General features: G+C 61.5%; 29 protein-coding genes and 1 pseudogene. 19 read left to right on the forward strand and 11 right to left on the reverse strand.

All coding sequences use genetic code 11. The features are described 5' to 3' along the window. From A7X77_RS13495 to A7X77_RS13515, 5 genes and pseudogenes are all read left to right on the forward strand, one after another. Window positions 1-539: pseudogene (locus A7X77_RS13495) on the forward strand (TOBE domain-containing protein); the annotation flags it as partial. A 15-nt stretch (window positions 540-554) separates the two neighbouring features. Further along, window positions 555-2,093 carry a GMC oxidoreductase gene (locus tag A7X77_RS13500; RefSeq protein WP_064683420.1) on the forward strand — a complete coding sequence of 513 codons (1,539 nt, stop codon included), beginning with the start codon at window positions 555-557 and terminating at the stop codon, window positions 2,091-2,093. Between the two features lie 9 nt (window positions 2,094-2,102). Continuing rightward, a complete protein-coding gene (locus A7X77_RS13505; RefSeq protein ID WP_064683421.1) occupies window positions 2,103-3,758 on the forward strand; it encodes a GMC family oxidoreductase in 1,656 nt (551 codons plus the stop codon). Window positions 3,759-3,769: 11 nt separating this feature from the next. Then, a complete protein-coding gene (locus A7X77_RS13510) occupies window positions 3,770-4,939 on the forward strand; it encodes a Gfo/Idh/MocA family protein (protein WP_064683422.1) in 1,170 nt (389 codons plus the stop codon). Window positions 4,940-4,945: 6 nt separating this feature from the next. Beyond that, entirely contained in the window at window positions 4,946-7,033 is a 2,088-nt protein-coding gene (locus tag A7X77_RS13515; RefSeq protein WP_064683423.1) for an FAD-dependent oxidoreductase, read from the forward strand. A gap of 18 nt (window positions 7,034-7,051) precedes the next feature. Here the strand turns inward: A7X77_RS13515 and A7X77_RS13520 are convergent, their stop codons facing one another. The 4 genes from A7X77_RS13520 to A7X77_RS13535 form a co-directional block, all read right to left on the reverse strand. Continuing rightward, window positions 7,052-7,234, reverse strand: coding sequence for a hypothetical protein (locus tag A7X77_RS13520; RefSeq protein ID WP_064683424.1), 183 nt, complete (start codon window positions 7,232-7,234; stop codon window positions 7,052-7,054). A 107-nt stretch (window positions 7,235-7,341) separates the two neighbouring features. Beyond that, window positions 7,342-8,133 (reverse strand): exodeoxyribonuclease III, encoded by a 792-nt coding sequence (xth, locus tag A7X77_RS13525; RefSeq protein ID WP_064683425.1) that lies wholly within the window; start codon window positions 8,131-8,133, stop codon window positions 7,342-7,344. A gap of 31 nt (window positions 8,134-8,164) precedes the next feature. Further along, complete coding sequence (locus A7X77_RS13530) at window positions 8,165-8,566, reverse strand: GFA family protein (protein WP_064683426.1); 402 nt, start codon at window positions 8,564-8,566, stop codon at window positions 8,165-8,167. A gap of 10 nt (window positions 8,567-8,576) precedes the next feature. Further along, the gene (locus A7X77_RS13535) at window positions 8,577-9,044 is read right to left on the reverse strand and encodes a hypothetical protein (RefSeq protein ID WP_064683427.1); all 468 of its coding nucleotides are present in this window, start codon (window positions 9,042-9,044) and stop codon (window positions 8,577-8,579) included. 290 nt (window positions 9,045-9,334) lie between these two features. On the opposite strand from A7X77_RS13535, the gene A7X77_RS13540 reads away from it, so the two are divergent. Beyond that, a complete protein-coding gene (locus tag A7X77_RS13540) occupies window positions 9,335-9,829 on the forward strand; it encodes a hypothetical protein (protein WP_064683428.1) in 495 nt (164 codons plus the stop codon). A 94-nt stretch (window positions 9,830-9,923) separates the two neighbouring features. On the opposite strand, the gene A7X77_RS13545 is transcribed toward A7X77_RS13540, so the two are convergent. The 3 genes from A7X77_RS13545 to A7X77_RS33485 form a co-directional block, all read right to left on the reverse strand. Next, entirely contained in the window at window positions 9,924-10,547 is a 624-nt protein-coding gene (locus tag A7X77_RS13545; RefSeq protein ID WP_010029651.1) for a response regulator, read from the reverse strand. Window positions 10,548-10,551: 4 nt separating this feature from the next. Continuing rightward, complete coding sequence (locus tag A7X77_RS13550; RefSeq protein WP_064683429.1) at window positions 10,552-11,940, reverse strand: sensor histidine kinase; 1,389 nt, start codon at window positions 11,938-11,940, stop codon at window positions 10,552-10,554. A gap of 63 nt (window positions 11,941-12,003) precedes the next feature. After that, window positions 12,004-12,180, reverse strand: a complete 177-nt coding sequence (locus A7X77_RS33485; protein WP_183838791.1) for a hypothetical protein — start codon at window positions 12,178-12,180, stop codon at window positions 12,004-12,006. A 161-nt stretch (window positions 12,181-12,341) separates the two neighbouring features. Between A7X77_RS33485 and A7X77_RS13555 the strand changes: the two genes are divergently transcribed. After that, window positions 12,342-13,193 (forward strand): class I SAM-dependent methyltransferase, encoded by an 852-nt coding sequence (locus tag A7X77_RS13555; protein ID WP_064683430.1) that lies wholly within the window; start codon window positions 12,342-12,344, stop codon window positions 13,191-13,193. 59 nt (window positions 13,194-13,252) lie between these two features. Here A7X77_RS13555 and A7X77_RS13560 read toward each other — a convergent pair whose 3' ends face one another. Continuing rightward, entirely contained in the window at window positions 13,253-13,525 is a 273-nt protein-coding gene (locus A7X77_RS13560) for a hypothetical protein (protein ID WP_010030741.1), read from the reverse strand. Between the two features lie 195 nt (window positions 13,526-13,720). Here A7X77_RS13560 and A7X77_RS13565 point away from each other — a divergent pair, with 195 nt between their 5' ends. The 7 genes from A7X77_RS13565 to A7X77_RS13590 all read left to right on the forward strand — a co-directional run bounded on the left by A7X77_RS13565 (window position 13,721) and on the right by A7X77_RS13590 (window position 18,394). Then, window positions 13,721-14,119, forward strand: coding sequence for a DUF1236 domain-containing protein (locus tag A7X77_RS13565; protein ID WP_064683431.1), 399 nt, complete (start codon window positions 13,721-13,723; stop codon window positions 14,117-14,119). Between the two features lie 113 nt (window positions 14,120-14,232). Next, a complete protein-coding gene (locus tag A7X77_RS13570) occupies window positions 14,233-15,099 on the forward strand; it encodes a DUF1236 domain-containing protein (protein WP_064683432.1) in 867 nt (288 codons plus the stop codon). A gap of 53 nt (window positions 15,100-15,152) precedes the next feature. Further along, entirely contained in the window at window positions 15,153-15,317 is a 165-nt protein-coding gene (locus A7X77_RS33490) for a hypothetical protein (protein ID WP_197486833.1), read from the forward strand. Continuing rightward, entirely contained in the window at window positions 15,314-15,895 is a 582-nt protein-coding gene (locus A7X77_RS13575) for a BA14K family protein (RefSeq protein ID WP_064683433.1), read from the forward strand. The genes A7X77_RS33490 and A7X77_RS13575 overlap by 4 nt, the downstream gene beginning before the upstream one ends. A gap of 115 nt (window positions 15,896-16,010) precedes the next feature. Continuing rightward, on the forward strand, window positions 16,011-16,325 hold the full coding sequence (locus A7X77_RS13580; RefSeq protein WP_064683434.1) for a hypothetical protein: 315 nt from the start codon (window positions 16,011-16,013) through the stop codon (window positions 16,323-16,325). Between the two features lie 103 nt (window positions 16,326-16,428). After that, window positions 16,429-17,304 (forward strand): hypothetical protein, encoded by an 876-nt coding sequence (locus A7X77_RS13585; RefSeq protein ID WP_064683435.1) that lies wholly within the window; start codon window positions 16,429-16,431, stop codon window positions 17,302-17,304. 97 nt (window positions 17,305-17,401) lie between these two features. Beyond that, on the forward strand, window positions 17,402-18,394 hold the full coding sequence (locus A7X77_RS13590; protein ID WP_064683436.1) for a L,D-transpeptidase family protein: 993 nt from the start codon (window positions 17,402-17,404) through the stop codon (window positions 18,392-18,394). Window positions 18,395-18,438: 44 nt separating this feature from the next. Here A7X77_RS13590 and A7X77_RS13595 read toward each other — a convergent pair whose 3' ends face one another. Then, window positions 18,439-19,230, reverse strand: a complete 792-nt coding sequence (locus tag A7X77_RS13595) for a phenylalanine 4-monooxygenase (protein WP_064683437.1) — start codon at window positions 19,228-19,230, stop codon at window positions 18,439-18,441. 122 nt (window positions 19,231-19,352) lie between these two features. Here A7X77_RS13595 and A7X77_RS13600 point away from each other — a divergent pair, with 122 nt between their 5' ends. Continuing rightward, on the forward strand, window positions 19,353-19,814 hold the full coding sequence (locus A7X77_RS13600; protein ID WP_064683438.1) for an Lrp/AsnC family transcriptional regulator: 462 nt from the start codon (window positions 19,353-19,355) through the stop codon (window positions 19,812-19,814). A gap of 42 nt (window positions 19,815-19,856) precedes the next feature. On the opposite strand, the gene A7X77_RS13605 is transcribed toward A7X77_RS13600, so the two are convergent. Then, a complete protein-coding gene (locus A7X77_RS13605; protein ID WP_064683439.1) occupies window positions 19,857-20,357 on the reverse strand; it encodes an Lrp/AsnC family transcriptional regulator in 501 nt (166 codons plus the stop codon). 128 nt (window positions 20,358-20,485) lie between these two features. On the opposite strand from A7X77_RS13605, the gene hppD reads away from it, so the two are divergent. The 4 genes from hppD to maiA all read left to right on the forward strand — a co-directional run bounded on the left by hppD (window position 20,486) and on the right by maiA (window position 24,739). Continuing rightward, window positions 20,486-21,595, forward strand: a complete 1,110-nt coding sequence (hppD, locus tag A7X77_RS13610; RefSeq protein WP_064683440.1) for a 4-hydroxyphenylpyruvate dioxygenase — start codon at window positions 20,486-20,488, stop codon at window positions 21,593-21,595. 79 nt (window positions 21,596-21,674) lie between these two features. Continuing rightward, window positions 21,675-23,036, forward strand: a complete 1,362-nt coding sequence (gene hmgA, locus A7X77_RS13615) for a homogentisate 1,2-dioxygenase (RefSeq protein ID WP_064683441.1) — start codon at window positions 21,675-21,677, stop codon at window positions 23,034-23,036. Window positions 23,037-23,054: 18 nt separating this feature from the next. Next, window positions 23,055-24,080 carry a fumarylacetoacetate hydrolase family protein gene (locus A7X77_RS13620; protein WP_064683442.1) on the forward strand — a complete coding sequence of 342 codons (1,026 nt, stop codon included), beginning with the start codon at window positions 23,055-23,057 and terminating at the stop codon, window positions 24,078-24,080. Further along, window positions 24,077-24,739, forward strand: a complete 663-nt coding sequence (maiA, locus tag A7X77_RS13625) for a maleylacetoacetate isomerase (protein ID WP_064683443.1) — start codon at window positions 24,077-24,079, stop codon at window positions 24,737-24,739. The genes A7X77_RS13620 and maiA overlap by 4 nt, the downstream gene beginning before the upstream one ends. 18 nt (window positions 24,740-24,757) lie before the next feature. Here the strand turns inward: maiA and A7X77_RS13630 are convergent, their stop codons facing one another. Further along, window positions 24,758-25,228 (reverse strand): MEKHLA domain-containing protein, encoded by a 471-nt coding sequence (locus A7X77_RS13630; protein ID WP_064683444.1) that lies wholly within the window; start codon window positions 25,226-25,228, stop codon window positions 24,758-24,760. Between the last annotated feature and the right edge of the window lie 96 nt (window positions 25,229-25,324).

Genomic DNA, 25,324 nt, shown 5'->3' on the forward strand with positions numbered 1-25,324 from the left:
ACCAGATCGAGGCGATGACGCTGGCGACCAAGATCGCCGTGCTGAAGGACGGGGTGCTGCAGCAGTTCGGCACGCCGGCCGAGATCTATAACAGCCCCGCCAATCTCTTCGTCGCCGACTTCATGGGGTCGCCGGCGATGAACCTGCTAAACGCCACCGTCGAGGCCGGTGCGTCCGGGCTTGCCGTGTCGCTGGAGCGGCCGAATGGCGCCCCGCTGCGATTGCCTGTGGTCGCCGGCGCCAACGGTCTCTCGGCCTATGCCGGCAAGCAGGTGATCTTCGGGATCCGCCCGGAAGCGCTGACCGATCCGGACGGCGCCGACCGCAAGGCGCGCTCGCTGACCGAGGACGATTGCCTGATCGAAGTGGTCGAACCGGCCGGCTCCGACACCTTCGCCGTCACCAAGCTCGGCGGCAAATCCGTCGTCGCCCGCCTGCGCGCCGATGCCGGCATCGCGCCGGGACAAAACACCCGCCTGGCCTTCAATCTCGACAAGGCCGTGTTCTTCGATCCAGACAGCCAGATGCGAATTGCGTGATGGCCAGAGGCTAAGATGAGCAATTCACCAGACATCGTCATCATCGGCTCAGGCGTCGGCGGCTCCACTGTCGCCGCCGGCTTGGCCGCGACCGGCGCTGACATATTGATCCTCGAAGCCGGCGATCACATTGCCGACCTTCCCGTCAATCGTGACCAGCGCGCGATCTTCCAGCGGGGGCATTTCCGACCGAGGGAAATCTGGTACGAGGCGAACGGCAAGGGCTTCAATCCCGGCAATTACTACAATGTCGGCGGCAATTCGAAATTCTACGGCGCCGTCTTGTCGCGCTATCGCAAGGAAGATTTCGACGTCATCGAACATGGGGAGGGCGTGTCGCCGGCCTGGCCCTTCCCCTATGAAGAGCTGGAGCCTTGGTATTCGAAGGCGGAGCTCATGTATCAGGTCCGCGGCAGTCTGGGCGACGATCCGACCGAACCGCATCACTCGGTTGCCTACGAATTCCCGCCCGTGCCCGACGAGGCGCCGATCGCCGAGGTCAGGGCGCGCCTCAAGGCGAAAGGCCTGCATCCGTTTTCGCTGCCGCTCGGCCTCGATCTTGACGCCTGGCTGTCGAAGGCACGCACGCCCTGGGATGCCCATCCGAATGCACGGGACGGCAAGATGGACGCCGAGACTGCGGCGCTCGCGGTGGCGCTGAAACATAAGAACGTTCGCCTCGAAACCAATGCGCGCGTGACGCGGCTCGACACCGGAGCCGGGAGCCGGATCGACCGGGTCACCTATATCAAGGACGGTGAGATGCTGACTGTCTCGCCTGACATCGTGATCCTTTCGGCTGGGGCGGTCCAATCGTCGGTGCTTTTGCTGCGGTCGAAAACCGACCGCTTCCCCAGGGGCCTCGCTAACTCTTCCGATCAGCTGGGCCGCAACTTCATGAACCACAACGCTTCCGCCGTGATCGGTGTTTCGCCACGGTTCAGGAACACCGCTGTCTATCAGAAGACCTTTGCCTTCAACGATTTCTATCTCTCCGACGGCGAGGGCGGTCCGCCGCTCGGCAATGTGCAGCTCCTGGGCCGTATCTCCGAAAGAGTTCTGAAGGGCTCTCTGCCGCAGAGCCCGGAATGGCTTCTCCGTTTGATGACGGATCATGCCATCGACTTCTATGCCATGAGCGAAGACGTGCCCAATCCCGAAAGCCGCGTCATGGTCGATGGAGATCGGATCATTCTACAATGGCAGAGAACCAACTGGGACGCCCATCTGGCGCTCGTCGCCAAGCTGAAGGCGATCCTGCGGTCGATCGGATTTCCAATCGTGCTGTCGAGACCTTTCGATAAGCGCACGCCGTCCCATCAGTGCGGGACGATCCGCATCGGCAACGACCCTGCCACGGCGCCGCTCGATCCCTATTGCCGGTCCTACGATCACGAAAACCTCTTCGTCGTCGACGCCGGCTTCTTGCCCACGTCGGCTGCGGTCAATCCGGCGCTGACCGTCGCCAGTCAGGCGCTGAGAGTTGCAGATCACATCGCATCGAAGGACTTGCAGGCGCGGGCAGATCCGTTGGCGCGTGCAGGCCTCACATAGGACAGTAAAATGGGCTTCGACTATATCATCACCGGTGCCGGTCCTGCAGGCTGCGTCCTGGCAAGCCGCCTCAGCGAAGATCCCGATGTGAAAGTGCTGCTTCTCGAAGCGGGCGGCGGCGACTGGAATCCGCTTTTTCATATGCCTGCCGGCTTCGCCAAGATGACCAAGGGCGTGGCGAGCTGGGGATGGCAGACCGTTCCCCAGAAGCACATGAAGGGCAGGGTGCTTCGCTATACCCAGGCGAAGGTCATCGGCGGCGGCTCGTCGATCAACGCCCAGCTCTATACGCGCGGAAACGCGGCCGATTACGATCTCTGGGCCAGCGAAGACGGCTGCGAGGGCTGGGACTATCGCTCGATCCTTCCCTATTTCAAACGTGCCGAGGACAATCAGCGCTTCGCCGATGACTACCACGCCTATGGCGGTCCGCTGGGTGTTTCGATGCCGGCTGCAGCGCTGCCGATCTGTGACGCCTATATCCGCGCAGGCCAGGAGCTCGGCATTCCCTATAATCACGACTTCAACGGCCGCCAGCAGGCCGGCGTCGGATTTTACCAGCTCACACAGCGCAATCGCCGACGGTCCTCGGCATCGCTCGCCTATCTCTCGCCGATCAAGGACCGGAGGAACCTGACCGTTCGGACGGGCGCGCGCGTCGCGCGGATCATCGTCGAAGCAGGCCGGGCGGCAGGCGTCGAGATCGCGACCGCGCGCGGCTTGGAGATCGTGCGAGCCGAACGCGAAGTCCTGGTGTCGTCAGGCGCGATCGGATCGCCGAAACTTCTTCTGCAGTCCGGCATCGGGCCGGCTGATCACCTCGCATCGGTGGGCGTCAAGGTGAACCACGATCTGCCCGGTGTCGGCGGCAACCTGCAGGATCACCTGGATCTTTTCGTCATCGCCGAATGCACCGGCGATCACACCTATGACGGCGTCGCGAAGCTTCGCCGCACACTCTGGGCCGGGATTCAATATGCCCTGTTCCGCACGGGTCCTGTGGCCTCGTCGCTCTTCGAGACCGGCGGCTTCTGGTATGCCGATCCCGACGCGCGGTCTCCCGATATCCAGTTCCACCTCGGCTTGGGATCAGGCATCGAAGCCGGCGTCGAGCGGCTGAAGAACGCGGGTGTGACGCTCAACTCCGCCTATCTGCATCCGCGCTCGCGCGGCACGGTGCGTCTGTCATCCGCCGACCCGGGTGCAGCACCCTTGATCGATCCCAACTACTGGTCCGATCCGCACGACAAGAAGATGTCGCTGGAAGGGCTGAAGATCGCCCGCGAGATCATGCAGCAGGCGGCGCTGAAGCCCTATGTCATGGCCGAAAGGCTTCCCGGTCCGAAGGTCATGACCGACGAGCAGCTTTTCGACTATGGCTGCGCCAATGCCAAGACCGACCACCATCCTGTGGGCACCTGCAAAATGGGAACGGGACCGGACGCGGTTGTCGGGCTGGATCTCAAGGTCCATGGCCTGGAAGGCCTCCGGGTCTGCGATTCCTCCGTTATGCCGCGCGTGCCGTCCTGCAACACCAATGCGCCTACTATCATGGTCGGCGAAAAGGGATCGGACCTAATCAGGGGTTTGCCTGCGCTGCCCTCGGCAATCTTCGCTCATGAACGCAACGATTCCAGGCCGCGGGCCCGCACGGAAATCCGATAAGGAGAACGACGATGTCTGAAGTCAGAGTTGCAGTGCTTGGCGCCTCGGGCTGGATGGGGAAGGTCCATACGATGGCCTATCAGACCTTTCCGCATTTCTTCGGCGTGTCGGACGGAACGGCGCGGGTCGTGGCGCTGGTCGACAGCAACCCTGACGTAGCGCAGGATATTGGCAACAGGGCGCCGGGGGCCAGGATCTATCAGGATTGGAAGCTGGCGGTCGCCGATCGCCAGGTTGATCTCATCGATATCTGTCTGCCCGACCATCTGCACTACCCGGTGGCCAAGGCGGCGCTGCTGGCGGGCAAACATGTCTACTGCGAGAAGCCACTGGCCAACACCGCCGATGAAGCGCGCGAACTGGCCGAGATCGCGAGAGAGAAGGGTGTGATCACACGTGTCGGACACGCTTTTCCACGCAATCCCGTCCACGACATGGCGAAAGACATCATCGATTCAGGCGAGATCGGCGAGGTCAAGCTGTTTCGCGGCTGCCAGCACGTCGACATGTACGGTGATCCCATGACGCCCTTCATGTGGCGCGCCGATGGCAAGCTCGCGCCGACCGGGATCGTTGGGGACACGGGTTCGCACATCTTCAGCTTCATGGATTTCCTGGTCGGTCGCGTCAGTTCGCTGATCGCCGACAATCTCATCGTCACGCCGCGCCGGCCCGTCGTCGAGGGGCTTGCCTATGGCGAGCAGGTGAAACTGACAGGCGGCGAATCCTGGGCCGATATCACCAACCCTGACGCGACCAACCTTCTATGCCGGTTTGCCAACGGCGCCGGCGGGATCGTCGATTTCAGCCGAGTTGCGACCGGTCGCAAGTTCATGCAGACCTACGAGGTCTATGGAACCAAAGGCAGCATCGCCTATACCTATGACGAGATAAACCGGCTGCGTTTCTACTCCAACGATGACCGGACGGGACGGCGCGGTTTTCGCGAGATCGACGTGGGGCCGGAGAACCCCACTTTCCGAGCTTTTCTGCCTCTGCCGAACTTCGGCATCGGCTACAACGAAAGCAAGATCATCGAGGTGGCAGAGGTGATCCGCTCGATCGTCTCAAACAGACCGATGTGGCCGACATTCGATACCGGGCACCACATCTGCCAAATCGTCGATGCGTGCATGGAGTCTTCCCGGCAAAAGCGCTGGGTGGACATTCCGCTCGGATAAACGCTGATGACCACAGACGTCCCGCAGGAAATTCTCGACGCGCTGACCGATGTCGATATGCCCAGGCTTCCGCCTGAAGCCGGTCCCTCGGCAACGGCTCGGCTCGCCGGTGTCGAAGTGCCGATCTATCGAGCCGGCAGTGTCGTCGTCGGATCGGGTGCTGCAGGTCTGCGTGCAGCTGTGGAAATGAAGCGGCGCGGCGACGATGTCGTCATCGTCAGCCAAAGTGCCTGGGGCGGGACTTCGGCCTGCTCCGGTTCCGATAAGCAGACCCTGCACACGGCTAACACGGCGGATCAGGGCGACAATTACAAGGCGATGGCTCGGGCCATCCGCAGCGGCGGCGCCATGGACGAGGACACGGCCTATGTCGAGGCCGTGGGCTCGTCGCGGATGATGGCGTCGCTGCAGTTCCTCGGTCTGCCGCTGCCGCAGGATCCGCTCGGTGGAACGCTGCGATATCAGACCGACCATGACGAGGTCGGCCGCGCCACCAGCTGCGGCCCGCGCACCTCGCGCCTGATGGTCAAGGTGCTGGCAGAAGAGGCGCTCCGGCTCGATGTGCCGTTCTACAACCAGACCACCGCAGTCAAAATCCTCACCGAAGGCGAAGGAACGGATCGCCGCGTTGCTGGGATACTTGCCATGCGCGCCGCTGATCGCATGGAGGAGAACCCGCTCGGAATCGCCTTGTTCGTCAGTAATGTAATCGTGCTCGCGGCTGGTGGACCGGGCGAACTCTATCGCGACAGCGTCTATCCCAATGGTTGTTTCGGCTCCCTCGGCCTGGCGCTCGAGGCAGGCGTCGAGCTCGTCAACCTGACCGAAAGCCAGTTCGGCATCGGAACGCGCAGGGAAGGCTTCCCGTGGAATCTATCGGGCACCTACGTCCAGGCGATTCCGCATATCTACTCGGTCGATGCCGAGGGTACTGAACATCATTTCCTGGCGCAATATTACCGCAGCACCCAGGAATTGGCGTCGAACGTTTTCCGCAAGGGCTATCAATGGCCGTTTCATGCGACGCGCATGCTGGATTTCGGCTCGAGCCTGGTGGATCTCGCCATCCATTGCGAAACCGCCGCGGGGCGGCGTGTCTTCATGGACTTCAATCGCAATCCACTGCCGGTGCCGGGCGACGACCTGCCGTTCAGCCTGGAGAGGCTGGACGAAGATGTCCGTCTCTATCTCGGCAAGGCGGGTGCCGATCAGGACATGCCGATCGATCGGTTGAAGCACATGAACCCGCTCGCGATCGAGCTCTATCGCCGCTACAAGATCGACATCGCCGCCGACCCGCTGGAGTTCGCCGTCAATAACCAGCACATGAATGGCGGCATCATGGTCGACACCTGGGGCCGCAGCAATCTTGCCGGCTGTTACGCGGTCGGCGAAGCGGCGGGCACGCATGGCGTAACGCGGCCCGGTGGCGCCGCGCTCAATGCCGGGCAGGTCTTCGGCACCCGGGCGGCCGAGCATATCAGCGCAAGCGGAAGGGCGAAGGGGGCCGCTACGGGCGATATGTCAGGTGTCGCAGAGGCAGGTATCACCGCGCTGCTCGCCGCACTTCGCAGCGAGAGCTCGCTCACCCTCAAATCGATCCGCTCGGAAGTGCAGGCGCGAATGAGCGAGAAGGCCGGCATTATTTGCGATCAGGAGGGCGTCGCCCGGGCCTTGATCGAAGCGCGCAAACTGAATGCGGACATTCGTGCCGGGGGCGTCGCCTACGGCCGCGCAGCCGAAGCGGTCCGCGGCGTGCAATGGCGCCACATGGCGCTCGCCTCGGAAGCCGTGCTCAGCGCCCTCGACTTTTTCATTCGCAATGGCGGCGGCAGTCGCGGAGCGCGAGCAATATGTGATGTCGAGGGCGAATCCCTTCCATATGCAAATGCTGGCCCTTTGGAGGAATATCGCTTCCGCAAAGAACGCGAAGCGCATCGGGACGAGCAGATCGTCGTTCGGCTCGATGGCGATGAGCTCCGGCTTTCAACCCGTTCGAACCGCAATTTCGATGAAAGCGCCAGATCCTTCTTCGAACGAGACTGGCCCGCCTGGTTGACGGGTCGCATCTACGATCTCGGCGCCGGCAAATAATGCGCGCCGCAATCGCAATCAATCGGGATTGGCAACCGGTGGCGGAACCCGGATGCGCTCCGTGTCGTCAGAGCCTTCGGCGACGGCCTCTTCGCTTTTGCGCACGCGCCTTGGCGGATCTTTTCCTTCGATCGGCTTCGGCGATAATTGGTCGTCGGCCTGGATCTCGTCGGTGTTGAGATAATTCTTGCTTTCACCCATCACGATCACTTCCGGGAATGGAATTGGCAGTCATGGACAATCTCCTTTGCAAGCTAACGCCAGCTGGCATCGTGAGGTTCCCTCGCTCCTCCGCGAGATATCGCTGCTCAAACGCCGCCAGCTTCGGGGATGTCGAGCTCGATCATGACAGGCGCATGGTCGCTCGTATGCTCCCAGCCCCTTGGCTTTCGCCGGACGCTTGCCGATCGAAGCCACGGCGCCACTGCCGGGCTGAGCAGAAGGTGGTCGATCCGCAGCCCGGCGTCGCGTTCGAAACTGTTCCGCCAGTATTTCCAGAATGTGTAGATGCGCTCGCTCGGATGCAGATGCCTGACGGCGTCCGTCCAGCCCTGGGCCACCAGCCGGGCATAGGCCTTGCGCACTTCCGGCCTGAAAAGCGCATCGTCCAGCCAGCGCTCCGGCTTATAGACGTCAATCTCGGTCGGCATGACGTTGAAATCGCCGGCCAGGATTGACGGCACCTCGATTTCGAGAAGTTCGGCGGCATAGGCGTGCAGGCGACGGAACCAGCGGAGCTTGTATTCGAACTTTGCGCTGGGAAAGGGATTGCCGTTCGGCAGATACAGGCACCCGATCACAAGGCCGTCGACAACGGCTTCGATATAGCGGCTATGGGTATCGTCGGGATCGCCGGGAAGGCCGCGCCGTGTCAGGATCGGTGTCTTGCCTTTCGCCAGGATGGCGACACCGTTCCAGGATCTCTGTCCGTGCCAGACGGCACCGTAGCCGGCCCGTTCTATCTCCCTTCGCGGAAACCTGGCGTCGTCGGTTTTCAGCTCCTGGAGGCAGGCCACATCGGGGACATCCTCCGACAGCCAGCGCAGCAGGATGTCCAGCCGCCCGTTTATTCCATTGACGTTATAGGTCGCGATTTTCATGGATCTGATGTCGAGGCGACGCGACCATAATCTAGAACCGCTCCTGTGACACTTCCTCCGGAAGCCGGCGCCCGCAATCGGCCCAGGCAAGGCGGCTCTCCACGCCATAGTGCCCCGCCGGTTGAATTCGCTCGGGGTGATCGAGCGAGCCGGCCGTCACGCGGATCAACTCATCACCGTCGTACTGGAGGTAAAGTGGCGTCCCACACGTGCTGCAAAAACCGCGCGTTGCAATAGGCGAGGATCGGTAAACGGCGGGAGCAGCATCCGTCCACACGAGTTTTTCGACTCTGGCCTGGACAAGAACCGCGAAAGGACCACCGGTCGCCTTCTTGCACATGTCGCAATGGCAGTAACCCGAATGCGGCGTGTCGCCGGTGAACTCATACCGGCAGGATCCGCAGAGGCAGCCGCCGGTCCATCGCGTCGCCATGACCTAGACCTCAACGCGTCGCGCCGTAGACAAAAGCGATGCCGGCGACGATCGCCGCGGCGGTCAGCGGCTGCCGGCGTATCCGATCCTCGATGTCCTGAACGAAACTCTTCGCTTCCGCCTTTGCCAGGCGGGCCGTTCCGGACGCCAGTTCCGAGGCGGACTCCGCCATGCGGCCGGCTTCTTTCTGCAGTGCGCGCAACTCCTCGCGGTCGTAGCCGGTCGGGCGTAGGGCTTGATCGACCAGCGGATAATCTTGATCCAGCGCCGTCGGATCAGGCTCGCGCTTCACGCGCTCAGCCGCCTCGACATCGCTGCGGCCGACGGGAATGGAGGTATGGGTGACCGACACCGGATCGGATGCGGGAAACGTGTCTTCGATCGCCTTGTCGAGTTCGCCCCTTCGGGCCTGCTTTCGCTGCTCTGCCTGCTCTTTTTTCATGGATTGGACGGCAGGGGATTCGTTCGGGTTTGGCATCGGGGGCTTCCTCTGTTGCAGTTTGATAAACAAAGCGATGACAAAGAAAGAAGTTCCAGAAAAATGCGTCCACGCCTCAGGCAGCAACACCTTGGTAAGAAAGGCGAGAATATTACAGCCAAAGGCCGCTCGCGTTTTCTGCGCCCATCCATTTGGTAATCTGGCGCCGGACCAAAGTCCCGCCTTTTGTAGTACCTAGGTCCGGTTGCATTTAATGGTCGGAAAGGCGAAAATTCTCATGCGTCCAATAACGGTAGGAATGGCGAAGAACAGATGAACGAGGCTACGGCATGACTTTCTCGAAACGCGATTTTCTGAGATCGGGCGGCAGCGCTGCCGTCGCCCTCGTTGTTGCCGCATCGCCTTTGTCGATCAATCTCGGCGGCTCCCTTCCCCATCTGGCGGTGAAGCACGCGCAGGCAAAAGATGGCAATAACGGCAATGGCGGCGGCAACAGCGGTGGCGGCGGCAATAGCGGAGGGGGTGGGAACGGCAACGGGGGAGGGAATAGCGGCGGGGGAGGAAACAGCAACGGTGGATCCGGCAACAGTGGTGGCGGAAACTCCGGCAGCAACGCGTCATCCTCCGCCGCCGCGTCGTCGAAAGACTTGGGGGCGAGAGCAACCGCGGGTTCCGACGGATCGATCAACGTTCGCCACGCGAATGGCATCACCGAGAGCCTGCGCAGCGGCCGCTATGTCATGAAGGATGCGAAAGGCAGGACGATCATAAGTCGTCAGGCGACGGCCAACGACACCCGCCGGCTGAGCCGCTACCTTCGCTAGAGCATGACGCCGAAAGGTGTAAAGAGATTCGGACGCCATCATGCTCTAACTCTTTAATTGAGAACGGGGTTCAGATTTTCCGCCGCCGTCGGCGCTACCGCCGTTCGCGCCATTGCAGGGCCGCTTCGGTCCTGTTCGAGACGCCGAGTTTGCTCAGAATCTGGGTCATATGGTGCTTCACGGTCTTTTCCTGCAAGTTGAGGCGCAAGCCGATATGCTTATTGGAAAGGCCTTGAGCGACAAGATCCATCACCTCGCGTTCCCGTGGCGTCAGACCGTTCTTGTCGGAGGCTGCGCCATTCAGCGAATTCTCCATGACCTTTGCCGACATCGTCGGCGAGATATATCGTGATCCGCTGAGGACGGTCTGGATCGCCTCGGCGAGACCACGGGAGCCGACACCTTTGAGAACATAGCCCATCGCCCCGCGTTGCAGGGCGCCAAGCAGCGTGTCCACTTCTTCGGATACGGTCAACATCAGCACTTTCGTCGCCGGACTGTGCTCCAGGACGTCGCTGATCGCAGCCAATCCGCCGCCGGGCATCGAGACATCGAGAAGCATGACGTCGGGGCGGTTGTTCGAAGCGATCATGGCGGCGTCTTCGCTGCTGGCGCCTTCGCCGATAACCACGAAGTCGCTCATCTCCGACAAGCTGCGCGTTACGCCCTCGCGAAAAAGCGGGTGGTCGTCCACGACGCCGACGGTGATTGCTGTCATCTCTCTAGTCTCCAACTTCCATAGGCTCGAAGGTCATGGTCACGGTCGTTCCTCCTTCGCCTGTCTTGATATCGAAGGATCCCCCCAGGCTCTCGATGCGCTCGCGAAGCCCCACCAGGCCGAGGCTTGTCGGCCTCACTTCCGCCGGGTCGAAACCATCGCCACGATCGCTGACCTCGACACTGACATGACCGTTGTGCGACACGGCTTTCACGGTCTGCTCAACACCGCCGCCGTGGCGATAGGCGTTGTTCAGGGCTTCCTGGATGAAGCGATAGATACAGATCTTTACGGCAGTCGCGAGTTCGGGTCCATCCTCGTCGATAATTGTTTCGACAAGCGTTTCGGTCTTGTGCTGATGCGCTTCGACGACCCGCATCACGATCTCGCCGATCGTGGATTTTTCGATCTGCGGCAGCACCAATCCGCTGCAGATATTGCGGATCTCCGTCATCGCCTCGGCCAGGCTCGAGCGGATCCAGGCAAGTTCCTTTTCCCGGGCTTCCGGTTTGGTAGACGCGTTGATCAAGAGATCGCTGTCGAGTCGCAGTGAAGCATAGGCGATGTGCTGTGCCGGCCCGTCGTGCAGATCGGCGCCGATGCTGCGCAGATATGTTTCGTTCAGTGCCGCCACCCGTTGCGAGGCGCGCTGCAGCCGCCGCTGGAGCCCGCGATTTTCGGAGAGCAGCGCCGACAATTCCGTCACCCGTTCTTTGAGATCCTTGCGCTGCGCCTCTATCGTGCGGCTGCCCCGAAATACCAGAGCGGAGAGAACGAGGAAAAACACCCCCGTGAGGGCTGCAACCGCGCCCCAGCTCCGCAGCCTCGCACGTGCCAGACTGTTGGCGAGACCCTCCGCCGTCTCGTAGAATTCGAGCACGGCGACCGCCTGGCCCGACCACGGCTGCAGAACCGGGTTGTAGATTTCCATCAACGGCTTGCCGAGCGCGCGCTCGACGCCGCTTTCCGGGTCTTCGGCGATCTCGTAGCGCGCAACGAGCGACCCGGCGAATGCCTTCTGCAGCTTGTCGCTTACGGGAAACTTCTGGCCCACCAGTTCTTTCACGTTCGAATAGAGAATGGTGCCGTCGTTTCGCCACAGCTTGAACGAGATAAGGCGCCTGCCGAGCGCGCCCTGGCCGAGCGTCTCGTCCAGCGCCTGGGCGGTGCCTTCATCCAATAGCGATTCCGTTTGCATGTCGGGAAGCAGCGGCGCCACGACGCTGTCGACGTAGAGCGCCGTTGCCGCGCCGGAATTATGAATGACGGCTTCCTCGATCAGATGGGTCACGAGAACACCGACCAGAAACATGACGGCGATCGAGACCAAGCCGCCCGCGATGAAAAATTGGGAGGCGAGTGAGCGGGCATTCCAGCGGCGAAGCCAATTCATTTTGATACCGGCAAGTGATTTGCCGACTAACCTACAGCGTCTTTAGAGTTTTTCCAGACAGGATCAGGGCAGATTCCTGGTATCGAAGACCTCGGCGCCTCTGATGCTCTCGGTCAACCGGAAGCCGTCGCCTGACATGGCTGCGCCGAAGGCATAGAGAAGGCCGGCCAGAACGACGACGAGAGCGATGACGGAGACGTTCCAGGCGTCATTCACATGGGATCTGTTATTGCGGTTCATGTGCGGATCTCCTTCCGTGTCTTTCAAACGACGCCGCCAGGCCCCCGTTCCACGCCGGGGACTTCGGTCGAAGAGGGTTGGGACCATGGTCCGACTACGGTGGACAATGGCCGATTCAGCCATATTTTCCGTTCGACGGAGTTGGTTTCGGAGACGCATGCGTGACAATTTCTGCGGACATCGAAGGCGGCGCAGATGCCGCATTTTCCACCTCTCCAACACCGTTCGGGGAGGGCGTAGCCGACCTTTACCAAGCGCTTCTCGTGCCGATCCTCTTCGAACCCTATGCGTTGGAGATGGCGAACGTCGCCGAACGGCTAAAACCCGTTAGCGTGCTCGAAGTCGCGGCGGGGACCGGCGCCTTGACACGTGCTCTGCGCGCCAGGCTCGATCCGGCGGCCGAGATCGTCGCCACCGATCTCAGCCAGGCAATGATCGACGTCGGCGCCCCGTCCTTGACGCTGTCGCGGACCCATTGGATGCATGCGGACGCGCAAAACTTGCCCTTCGCCCACGCAATGTTCGATCTCGTCATCTGTCAGTTCGGCGTCATGTTCTTTCCCGACAAGCCGAAGGCCTATGGCGAGGCGAAAAGAGTTTTGCGGAGCGGCGGCCATTTCCTGTTTTCGACATGGGATTCGCTTGCGGCCAACGACTTCGCAAGATGTGTGGACGAATGTCTGAGAAGGCTCTTTCCGTCCGATCCCCCGGATTTCCTCGAACGTTTGCCATACTCCTATTTTGACCCCGGAGCGATCAAGCCACAGGTTTCGTCGGCGGGATTCGAGACGGTTTCCTGTGATCGGGTGACGTTGGCCTCGGTCGCGGCCACCGCCCACGACGTTGCGGCGGCATTCTGCAAGGGTTCGCCGCTCAGAGGAGAGATCGAGGGGCGGTCGCCGGAGCGCATGTCCGAGATCGTTGATGAGGTGGCGGAGCAGGTAGCGTCGCGCTACGGCGCGAGCCCTTGCGGAGACATGAGCGCGTTCATCGTCGCCGGCCGCCTTCCGTAACTGTTCCAGCCGCAGATCAAAATGCAGAGCGCACCGCCTGATCGGCGCGGAGGCTTTGATTAAGGGACCATCGAGTAGTTTGTACGGGAGGGTTCGTGCATCGCGTCGATGACGTGCTGCTCGATCTCGATACAGGTCTCGTCATATTCCCGCACCAGCTTCAGATTGAACCGTCGCCGCCGAAGGCGATCGCGTGCTTCGACCGCCATCTGATAGGCCTCGAAAAGCTCGAGTTGCCAGGGCTCGCGCGCCTCCATGATCAGCGTCCGTATCTGCGGCAGGCGCATCGCCAGGCGCCTGCGTCCGGCTTCCCGGCGGTTGGATCGTGTCATCTCCCTCAGTCTCCTGCCATGCCCACGCGGAGCCCCTGCGATCCTTAAATAGCGCCGGCGACGATTATTGAAATGGGTTTCGGACCAAGGGCCGGGACCCCTCAGACTGAGGTCCGAGACCCGGAACGACCCGGTGCGCAGCTAGTTGGTCTGGCAGCGGTCGCGAAGGCCGTGTTGTAACAGAAGGAGGAAAATATGCTCTTGAAGCTTATTGCCGGCGCGGCAACCGCCGTGTCCCTGATGTCGGGCGTCGCATTCGCCCAGTCCTCGACCGTCAACGGGGCGGCGGGCGGCGCTGTCACGGGAGCGATCGTCGGTGGTCCCGCCGGCGCTGCTATCGGCGGCGTTGCCGGCGCAGTTGTCGGCACGGCGATCGATCCGCCGCCGGAAAAGGTCGTCACCTATGTCCGCGAAGCTCCGGCACCGTCTGCGCGCGTGGTGGTGAAGGAAAAAGTTGTCGTCGGCCAGCCGTTGCCGGAAACGGTCGTCGTGACGCCTATCCCGGACGACCCGACATATGCTTACGCGGTGGTCAATGACCAGCGCGTCATAGTCGAACCGTCGTCTCGCAAGGTGATCCAGGTTATCAAGTGACCTGATCGTACACGCGGCTCTTCCGCGTCTTGCTTCCGAAAATCATCTTTCAGAACCAGCCGCACGATGGACGGCAGCGTCGTCGTGCGGCCGAAAAAAGCAGAGAGATCGTTATGAAGACCAAGACATTTGCCGTCCTGATGACAGCACTCTCGATCGGCGTTTCGCCGGTTGGCCTCATCTCCGCCTCGGCGCAGGATGCGCCGATCATCCCGAAGAAGGGTGCCGCTCAAGGCGGCCAGTCCGGCGGCGCTACGACTGAGCAGCCGGATTCCGGCGCCGCCGCGCCGGGCGGCACGGGCACAGCAACTGACCCGGGTACAGCAACTGACCCGGGCACAGCGACTGATCAGGGTACGCAGCAGCCTTCCAGCTCCGGCGGAAACTCGTCGGGTGCATCCTCTGGAACCACCACGGAGGGATCCTCTGGCCAGGCGACCGATCCCGGCGCCAAGACGCAGTCGGATGCGAAGACACAGAGCGGAGGCTCCGGCGAAGCCGGCTCGGATGGAACTTCGGACAGCTCGAAGACGACCGATCCCGGCCAACCTTCGACGGAAAGCCAGCAGCCTGCCGGCAGCAAGGATGCCGGCACATCGACTGGCGCCGGCGAAACCCAGAAGTCGGGCGAGGCGAAGCCTTCCGGCGGTTCGACCGAGACGCAGTCGAACAGCAACACCTCGGTCGACAGCGGCAAGTCCCAGACGAACACCACCACCAACGTGAACATCTCGGTCGAGCAGCAGACGGAAATCCGCAGCGTCGTGAAGGAGGTTCACGTCGAGCCGGTTCGGGAGACCGATTTCACTGTCTCGGTTGGTACCACCATCCCGAAGAAGATCAGGCTTGAACCGCTGCCGCCGCGGATCGTCGAGATCGTGCCGCAGTACAGGGCCTATCGTTTCTTCATCCTGGCGGACGGCCGGATCGTCATCGTCGATCCCTCGTCGTTCTCCATCGTCTACATCATCTCGGCGTAGAGCGCCGCGATGCCCGGCGGCCATCTGTGCCGCCGGGACCAGGGAGAAGGACTATGATCTATTCCGAAGAAAAATCCGCTGGCCTGGCCGTGCCGCTGATCGCTATCCTGCTCGCAATCGCCGGCATTCTCGCCGCCCTTGTCGCCACCGGCGGCCACAGCAGTGCCGGGCCGCGCGTTTGGGTTCCCCAGGCAGAGCAGCAGGGGGCGGGCCAATGAACGCCGTTGCATCCGTCGCCTTCGGCATCGTCAGTTCGGTTGGCGCCTGTTTGGCCGCGGTATCGGTTGCCTCGCACGTCGTGGCGGATTCCGAACCGCACGCTTTCCCGGAATTGGCCGCGGGTGATCTCTGGACGGCGAGCCCGGTGAAAATCGATCCTCGCCAACAGCATTATGAAAGAATTGCCCCGCTCTATTCCAGCTATGTCACCGAAGCGCCGGCGACCGTGGCGTCAAGGACAACGGCGCAGCCCGCTCGCCCGGCGAGCAAGCTGCAGACGCCGAAGCCAGAATTGTCCCTCCAGCATCACGCCTGGTGCGCGCAGCGCTACCGCTCCTTCGATCCGGCGACCAATAGCTACCGATCCTACAGCGGCGAGACCCGCGAATGCTCTTCGCCGTTTCAGCAGAATGTCGCCGAAAGCGATGACGGCGGCGGTATCAAAGTGAATGCGCAGGCAGCTGCCCGATGCGCCGCTCGCTATCGATCATACCGGCCGGAAGACAATAGTTTTCAACCCTGGGACGGACCGCGGCGAAGCTGCGACATGTCGGATCTGGTCGCGACCAGCAACTAGCCAATGGCCGCGGTGAGGCGTACGAAATCGCGCGGAGCGGGCAGGCCAGACTAAAGTCCGTGTTGTAATCGTACCGGTTGTGATATCCGGTTGTATTTGAGGGCGGAGAGTGGGGATGGCGACGACGCTGATAGCAGAAATCCACCAGGCGCAGACAAGGCTTCCGTTCCTGAGCAGGGCGGAGCGGGGAGCCCTTATCATGCGCATCCTTCGTGAGCTGAAGACGCTGCGTCAGGAGGTTCTCGGAAACATGCCGGCCGATCGCTGTGTCTGGATCGACAAGCTTATTGCATCGGTCTCCTCGACGATATCGGAAATCGTCACCATGCAGGACGCAGAGTTCAATCGGGTTCTGAACGAGTTCGAGAAGCTCATGGCGACGCTGCATAACATTTCCCACCCTGAAAAGCCGTCGAAGACGGTTCACTAGCTTCGGCCCTGGCAATGACGGGACGGGTGACCCTTTCAATGTGACCTGTACGGCGGCCCACTGCGCTTGGAAACCGATCCCGGTGCGCAAGCGTTCTCCTCGCATGACCGAAACAAAATCTCCCGACGCGGCGCCCTCCGGCGAAGACGATCGAAAGCCCGGTGCGGATGTTTCATTTCCCTACGACAGGATGACTGTCGAGCAGTTCCGAAGACGCTTCCCGCGCGCCCGCTGGAGCGATGATCGCAAGGCCTGGTTCGTTCCCGGCAGCACGGCATCCCGCCGCATCGGACGATGGCTTGCCGAGCTGGAGGCCGAGGCCGACGCGCATGCGGATGCGAAAGGGCGCGATGCCTTCGCCTTCGATCCTATCGACAGTCCATATCTTGAACTCGGCAAAGCAGGCTTTCGAATCCGCACACCCTATTCGAAGACCGTAGTCGGCGAGCTGCGCGAAGTGCCGTTCGCGCGGTGGGACGGCGACCTTCGCCTCTGGCACGTCCCCTTCCGATCCTATGAGGATTTGAGACGCAGATGGGCCGACATTGAAGCGGCCGCTCGCAGAAACGAGCCGGAGGAGAGACGACGGCGCGCCGAGGAGCGCAAGGGGAGCGAACAGGATCTGCGCAGCAGGCTTCGCTCGGCCGAACGAAAGCGCCATCGCCACCCGCTTTACGCCGGCGACTTGCCGCCGATAGGACGTCCGGTGGCCACCTCCTATGGGATCGTCGTGTTTACGGAAATCACCGGCGAACTGGTCGATCCCGACCCCGTTGTGGACTTCTATCCCGGCGTCAACGAGGATGACCTCTGGGGATATTGGCGGGCGCCGACATTCGAAGAGCTTGTCCGTACGTGGCCGGCAAAAACACCGCCCCTCCAAGGTGCCAGATGGTGGCTGCCGACGATCGAAGAGCTGAGGCCCGCCCGCCGCGCGGCAAGATCACGCGAGGCCAGGAAGCGCGCGAAGACGCCGTGACCGCAGTTGTCGCAAGGGGCCGGACCGGCCGCAGAGACAGTCCCGGGCCTGCGCAGTCCGCGTGGGAACAAATTCCCACGCCGGCCATTTGTCGTCCATGAAAACAACCCTGCCGATTTCGCTGCTCGCGCTGGCCATCTCCGTTGGCGGCGTCGCCGCGCGGGATATCCGACCCGAAGCGATCAATGCCGCCTCGATTGCCGACATCGAGACGGCAAAGCCGTCGCCCGCAGATCTGGACCCAGCGATCGTCCGTCTTCAGGTCCTGCTCGACCGGGCGGGTTCATCTCCCGGCGTGATTGACGGGCTATCCGGGGAGAATGTCAATAAGGCCGTGGCCGGCTTCGAGGCCATGAACAACCTTCCTGTCGACGGCAGGCCGGATCCCGAGGTCGTTTCCCGCCTGGAAGACAATGTCGCCATTATCAGGAGCTACGTCGTCTCGCCCGAGGACGCCACGGGTCTCGTCGAGACGATCCCCGAGGATTACGGCGAGAAGGCAAAGATGCAGAGCCTCGGCTATACCAGCGTTGCGGAGAAGTTGTCCGAACGCTTTCATATGGGTCTCGATCTCTTGAACGCGCTCAACCCGGCTTCGCGGTTTGCACCTGGAGACACGGTGTGGGTCGTCGACCCCGGCCCGGCAAGGGAAGGCAAGGTCAAGAAGATCGAGGCCGACAAGAAGATAGGGCAGGTGCTGGCCTATGCCGAGGACGGATCTTTGCTGGCCGTCTATCCCGCGACGATCGGCAGCAAAGACAACCCGTCGCCCTCGGGAAAGCACAAGGTCAAGGGCGTCGCGAGGATGCCGGTCTACCGATATGACCCGAAGCGCAACTTCAAGCAGGGAAAGAACGACAAGGTCCTGACGATCCCGAAGGGGCCGAACGGGCCGGTCGGCAGCGTCTGGATCGACCTGACCGAGCCGACCTATGGAATCCACGGGACGCCGGAGCCCAAGCTCATTGACAAGGTCGGCTCGCATGGTTGCGTGCGGCTGACGAATTGGGACGCCGAAGAACTGGCCGGCATGGTCAAGCCGGGTGTCCTTGTCGATTTCGTCAATCGCAGCCCGGCCGCCCCGAAGTGAGCCGCGCCGGCCTGCAAATCCACTTGGCTCCGCCGTGTCAGCGATTACGATGCCTTGGCTTCGAAAGCCGGGGCAAAATCACCCAGCGATTTCGCCTTGAGGATCGTGCCGCCGATATCCTGCTCCACGATCGCCTCCAGATCGGCGAAGCTGTCGATGACATAGTAGATCGGCTGCAGGATATCGATGCGATAGGGCGTCCTGAGAACGCTCAACAAATCGAACGGCCGGAATTCGCAGGCCGTGCCTTCGGTTGCCGCCTTCGCCTCACTCGGCGATGAGACGATGCCGGCGCCGAAGCAGCGGCGGCCTTGCGGCGTATTGATCAGGCCGAATTCAACCGTGAACCAGAAGATGCGGAACAAATGCCATGAATAGCCCTTGCCGAGGCGCATGGCCGTTTCGCCGAAATGCCGGACGAAATTGGCGTAACTCTGATTGGTCAGCAGCGGGCAATGGCCGAAGACCTCGTGAAACAGGTCCGGTTCCTCGATATAGTCGATATGTTCGCGACGGCGCAGGAAGGTGGCCAGCGGGAATTTGCCTTGCGACAGAAGTTCGTAAAAGCGCGAGGGCGGAATGAGCGCCGGCACGCCTTCGACGCCGAAGCCGGTGGTCTCGTTGAGGCGTCTGTTCACATCGAGAAGCTGAGGCACTCTCTCCGGCTTCAAGCCCAGCAGTTTGACGCCATCCAGATATTCCTGGCAGGCCGTGTCGGCCAATATCTTCATCTGGCGCCGGTAGAGTTCGCCCCAGATCGCATCCTCCTCGGGGCTGTAGTCGTAGAGGCCGTCCGGGCCGGGCAGTTTGGCGGTGTAGCTGCTTTCTTTGGTCATCGGCTGATCCTCCCGGAATGGCGCTATTTCTGCGATTATGCTCCGTGCCGGGCGGATTTTCTTTTCTTTTGTGCCGTGCTTCGCCATACTGATGAAAAATATTCTCGACCCGCAGAACGAAAATGAAAGAAAATGGGAACTTTCGCCGCAAGCTACTGAAACTCATCCAGGCCGATGGCAGCCTGTCGCTGGCGGACCTGGCGGAGAAGGCCGGCATGTCGCAGAGCTCCGCCTGGCGGAAGATCCAGGAACTGGAAGCCGACGGCATTATCCGCAAGCGCGTGACGCTGCTCGATCCCGGCAAACTCGATCTCAAACTCTGCGTGATCGCCCATGTGACGCTGGAGGATCACCACGAAGAGGCGGTCGCCTCCTTCGCTTCGGTGGTGCTGGAACGCCCGGAGATCATGGAGTGTTACGCCTTGTCGGGCGCCTTCGACTACATGCTGAAGATCCGGGCAAGTGACGTGGAAAGCTACGAAGCCTTCATGACGCGTTACCTCATGCGCAACCCGCATGTACGCACCGTCGTGTCGAGCTTCGTGCTGCGCGAGCTGAAATTCTCGACCGAACTGCCGCTTTGACGCTTGTCGCCAAATAAGTCTCCGATTGGTGATGAGTGGGGATCATCGTGTGCCGTCGCCGTACCAGCTGCCCGGCATGCGTACCGGAAAACCTTCGAATGTCTTCAGTGTGTCGAGCACGATCGAGGTTTTCACGTGCTGCACTGACTCGTGCGGCAGGAGAACGTCGTTGACGAATTTGGAGAGGTCGGCGAGCCCGCGGGTCGCGACCTTCAGGTGATAGTCCATTTCGCCGGTCAGCGCATAGGCTTCGAGAACCTCCGGCAGTCCGTTGATCAGCTGGGAAAACCGCCGGGCATTATCCCTGTTGTGGGTGGCAAGCGTCACCGAAATGACCACCAGCATGTCCAGCCCCAGCTTCTCCCGATCGAGATAGGCACGGTAGCTGCGGATATAGCCCTCGGACTCCAGCCGCGTGCGCCGGCGCGAGCATTGCGAGGGTGAAAGGGCGATGCGATCGCCGAGCTCGTTGTTCGTCAGCCTGCCATCCTTTTGCAGTTCTTGGAGCAGGCGCAGATCCAATTTGTCCAACTGTTCATCCATTGCGCAAAATCTCCAAAATACTCACGAACCGTGCATAATATCTTCTGTGAGCATAAAGAATGCAAGAACTTTGCGCGCGTTTTGGGCCACACTTTGCACAGTCAAACTCCAATCTTCAGGAGGAGAAAATGGGTCCTTTCCCACATGATGCACCGCCGTCCGAAATCACCGCCGACAACCCGGCCGGCACCGACGGTTTCGAATTCGTCGAGTTCGCGCACCCCGAGCCGGAGAAGCTCAGCGAGCTCTTCACACGCATGGGCTACGCCGCCGTCGCGCGGCACAAGACAAAAGACATCACCGTCTGGCGCCAGGGCGACATCAACTATGTCGTCAATGCCGAACCCGGCAGTCACGCCGCCCGCTTCGTCGAAAAGCACGGTCCCTGCGCCGCATCGATGGCCTGGCGTGTCGTCGACGCCAAACACGCCTTCGACCATGCGGTGAAGAAAGGCGCCGTTCCCTATGAAGGCGATGACAAGATGCTGGACGTCCCGGCGATTGAAGGTATTGGCGGCTCGCTGCTTTATTTCGTCGAGACCTATGGCGCCAAGGGATCGGCCTACGATGCCGAATTCGATTGGTTGGGTGAGCGTAACCCGCGCCCTGAAGGCATTGGCTTCTACTATCTCGATCACCTCACCCACAACGTCTTCCGCGGCAACATGGACAAGTGGTGGGATTTCTACCGCGAGCTGTTCAACTTCAAGCAGATCCACTTCTTCGATATTGATGGCCGCATCACCGGTCTGGTCAGCCGCGCCATCACCTCGCCCTGCGGCAAGATCCGCATTCCGCTGAATGAATCCAAGGACGACACCAGCCAGATCGAGGAATATCTGAAGAAGTACCGGGGCGAGGGCATCCAGCACATCGCCGTCGGCACCGAGGATATTTACGGGGCCACCGACCGGCTTGCCGACAACGGGCTGCGCTTCATGCCGGGGCCTCCGGAGACCTATTACGACATGTCTTATGAACGTGTGAATGGCCACAGCGAACCCATCGAGCGCATGAAGAAGCATGGCATCCTCATCGACGGCGAAGGTGTGGTGAATGGCGGCATGACGAAAATCCTGCTGCAGATCTTCTCGAAAACCGTCATCGGCCCGATCTTCTTCGAATTCATCCAGCGCAAGGGTGATGAGGGTTTCGGCGAAGGCAATTTCCGCGCTCTTTTCGAGTCGATCGAGGCCGATCAGATCAAGCGTGGTGTCATCGGGACCGCAGCGGAGTAAACTCTACGGGCGCCGGTGCGTCTGAAAGGCGCGCGGCGCCGGAGTTTTCGGGCCTTGAGTTTCGGGGAGGAGTTGAGCAATGGACCAGACATCGATCCAGGCTTCCGGCGGTGAAGCAGCGGCGGCAGAAAAAGTGAAATATATGCCGGGCTTCGGCAACGACTTCGAAACCGAGTCGCTTCCCGGCGCTTTGCCGCAGGGCCAGAACAGCCCGCAGAAATGCAATTACGGTCTTTATGCCGAGCAGCTTTCCGGCTCGCCGTTTACCGCACCGCGCGGGACGAACGAAAGGTCCTGGCTCTACCGCATTCGCCCGAGCGTGCGCCACACGCGCCGCTTCTCGAACGCCTCCTATCCGCTCTGGAAGACCGCGCCCTGCCTCGACGAGCATTCGCGGCCGCTGGGCCAGCTTCGCTGGGACCCTATCCCTGCGCCCGAGGAAAGACTGAATTTTCTGGAAGGGGTGCGGACGATCACGACGGCCGGCGACGCCACGACTCAGGTGGGCATGTCAGCCCACGCCTATGTCTTCAACGAGGACATGGTCGATGACTATTTCTTCAACGCCGATGGCGAACTGCTGATCGTGCCACAGCTCGGCGCCCTCAGGGTGTTCACCGAAATGGGCATCATGGATGTCGAGCCCGCCGAAATATGCCTCATCCCCCGCGGCATGATGTTCAAGATCCTCACATCAGGCGAGCAGACCCTCTGGCGTGGTTATATATGCGAGAACTACGGCGCCAAATTCACGCTGCCGGAGCGTGGCCCGATCGGTGCCAACTGCTTGGCGAACCCGCGCGATTTCAAGACGCCTGTCGCCGCCTACGAGGACAAGGAAAAGCCTTGCCGCGTTCATGTGAAGTGGTGCGGCAAATTCTATGTCACCGAGATCGGACATTCGCCGCTCGATGTCGTGGCCTGGCACGGCAATTATGCCCCGTTCAAATACGATCTCAGAACATTTTCCCCGGTCGGCGCCATCCTCTTCGATCATCCCGATCCGTCGATCTTTTCGGTGCTGACCGCGCCGACCGAGGATGCCGGCACCGCCAATGTCGATTTCGTGATCTTTCCGCCGCGCTGGCTGGTGGCCGAGCATACATTCCGCCCACCCTGGTATCACCGCAACATCATGAGCGAATTCATGGGACTGATCCATGGACAGTATGACGCCAAGGAAGAGGGTTTCGTGCCGGGCGGCATGAGCCTGCACAACATGATGTTGCCGCATGGGCCGGATGCGCTCGCCTTCGAAAAGGCAGCCAATGTCGAGCTCAAACCGGTGAAGCTCGATCACACCATGGCCTTCATGTTCGAGACCCGATACCCGCAGCAACTGACGAAATACGCCGCCGAGCTGGAAACGCTGCAGGACGATTATCTCGAGTGCTGGGACGGGCTGGAACGCAAGTTCGACGGAACCCCCGGTATCAAGTGATAACATCGGAATTGGAACATGAAACTTGCGACGTTAAAGGACTCCACCCGGGACGGCCGCCTCGTCGTCGTTTCCCGCGACCTGACCCGCTGCTCGGAAGTCGGTCATATCGCCCGCACGCTTCAGGCAGCCCTCGACGACTGGGAGCGTGTGGCGCCGAGACTTGCAGGGATTGCCGAAGGCATCGAGACCGGCGCCCAGCCGACGCTCCGCTTTCACGAGCATGACGCTGCGTCACCTCTGCCGCGGGCCTATCAATGGGCCGACGGTTCCGCCTACGTCAACCATGTCGAACTGGTGCGCAAGGCGCGCGGCGCCGAAATGCCGGCAAGCTTCTGGACCGATCCGCTGATCTATCAAGGTGGCTCGGACGGTTTTCTTGCGCCGCGCGATCCGATCGTGATGGCAGACTCCGCTTATGGGATCGACATGGAAGGCGAGGTCGCCGTCATTACCGGCGACGTCGCCATGGGATCGGACCCGCAGGCGGCGCGCGACGCCATCCGCCTGGTGATGCTTGTCAACGATGTATCACTGCGCGGCCTGATCCCCGAAGAGCTCGCCAAGGGGTTCGGTTTCTTCCAGTCCAAGCCGGCCTCGGCATTTTCGCCGGTCGCGGTGACGCCGGACGAGCTTGGCGACGCCTGGGATGGCGGCAAGCTGCATCTGCCGCTCCTCGTCAGCCTGAACGGCAAGGCTTTCGGCAGGGCCAATGCCGGCATCGACATGACCTTCGATTTCGGCCAGCTGATCGCCCATGCCGCCAAAACCCGTCATCTCAGCGCCGGAACGATCATCGGCTCGGGAACGGTGTCCAACAAGCGGGATGGCGGCCCGGGCAGGTCGGTCGAAGACGGCGGCGACGGCTATTCCTGCATCGCCGAAATCCGGATGATCGAGACGATCGAAAGCGGCTCGCCGAAGACCCCCTTCATGCAGTTCGGCGACCAGGTTCGCATCGAGATGAAGGATCGTGCCGGCCATTCGATCTTCGGGGCGATCGAGCAGACCGTCGAACGCTATGGAGGAGAGGGGGCGCAATGAGCGAGGTCGTTCTTTACGACTACTGGCGATCGTCGGCGAGCTACCGCGTTCGCATCGCCCTCAACCTGCTTGGGATCGACTACAGGACGGTGCCGGTCAACCTCTTGGAGGGGGCGCACAGGAAGCCTGATTATCTCGCGCTCAACCCGCAGGGGCTCGTGCCGACCCTGGTGATCGATGGAAGGCCCCTGACGCAGTCGCTGGCGATCATCGAATATCTGGCCGAGATTCGGCCGGAATGCGGATTGCTGCCCGCAGACAGTGCCGATCGCCAGCATGTGCGCGCGCTTGCCTATGCAATCGCCATGGACATCCATCCGATCTGCAACATGCACGTCGTGTCGCATGTCATGACCCTGACCGAGAAGGCGGATGCCCGCGAGGAATGGATGAAGCATTTCATCGCCGACGGACTGCGCAAACTGGAAGCGATGATCGGCGCAGCTGGCGCAGCCTTCAGCTTCGGCGATGCACCGACAATGGCGGACCTCTGCCTTGTCCCGCAAGTTTATAACGCCCGCCGCTGGGGCGTCGATCTCACGGATTTCAAGCGCATCGTCGCGATCGACGCCAAGTGCGCCGCAATGCCGGCCTTTCAGGCGGCGCATCCCGACCGTGCAGCCGAAGCCGCATCGCCGGGCAGGAACGCAGCAGGCTGAGGCGGCTGGCCGGCGAGACTATGCGTCCCGCCACGAAGGGAATATCGCAGCCTGGCCCAACCGTTTGCCGCTTTCGTCGATAAGCTGCCAGACGGTCACGTTCTCGATCCAGAAACGCCGCCCCGATTTCGCGATCCTGAGGCCGCGGCCATTCTCGACAAAACCGTCGCGCGTGACGCTATCCAGCAGCCGCTGACGCTCGGCGCGATCCGGCTGCTCGGCCGAAAGCCGCGACGGCAGCGTGATGAATTCGTCCCAGCTATATTCGAAGCAGCTCTGCGCCGTCCTGTTCGCGTAGATGAAACGCGGATCGGGCTCGGTATTGTGCGCGAGGACCACGAAAGGAGCAGAGTTGTAAAGCCAGTCCGGCCCCTGTCCGTCCTGGGCAAGAGGACGGCCGACGATGCGCTTGTAGCTGCCGGTGAGAAGGGAGAAGAAATCGGGATCGCTCGTCAGGTCGAGGGCGTGATTGTCATAGATAGAAGTCACGAAGTGCCTCGCTGGTCAAATGCTTCGGTGCAGGCGACATGGTGGCAGCTTGCCTCAAGGCGAGGCCATCATCTGCGGCGACTGTGGTCATGCGAA

Source organism: Rhizobium bangladeshense, assembly GCF_001662075.1.
In the GTDB taxonomy this organism is placed as follows: Bacteria; Pseudomonadota; Alphaproteobacteria; order Rhizobiales; family Rhizobiaceae; genus Rhizobium; species Rhizobium bangladeshense_B.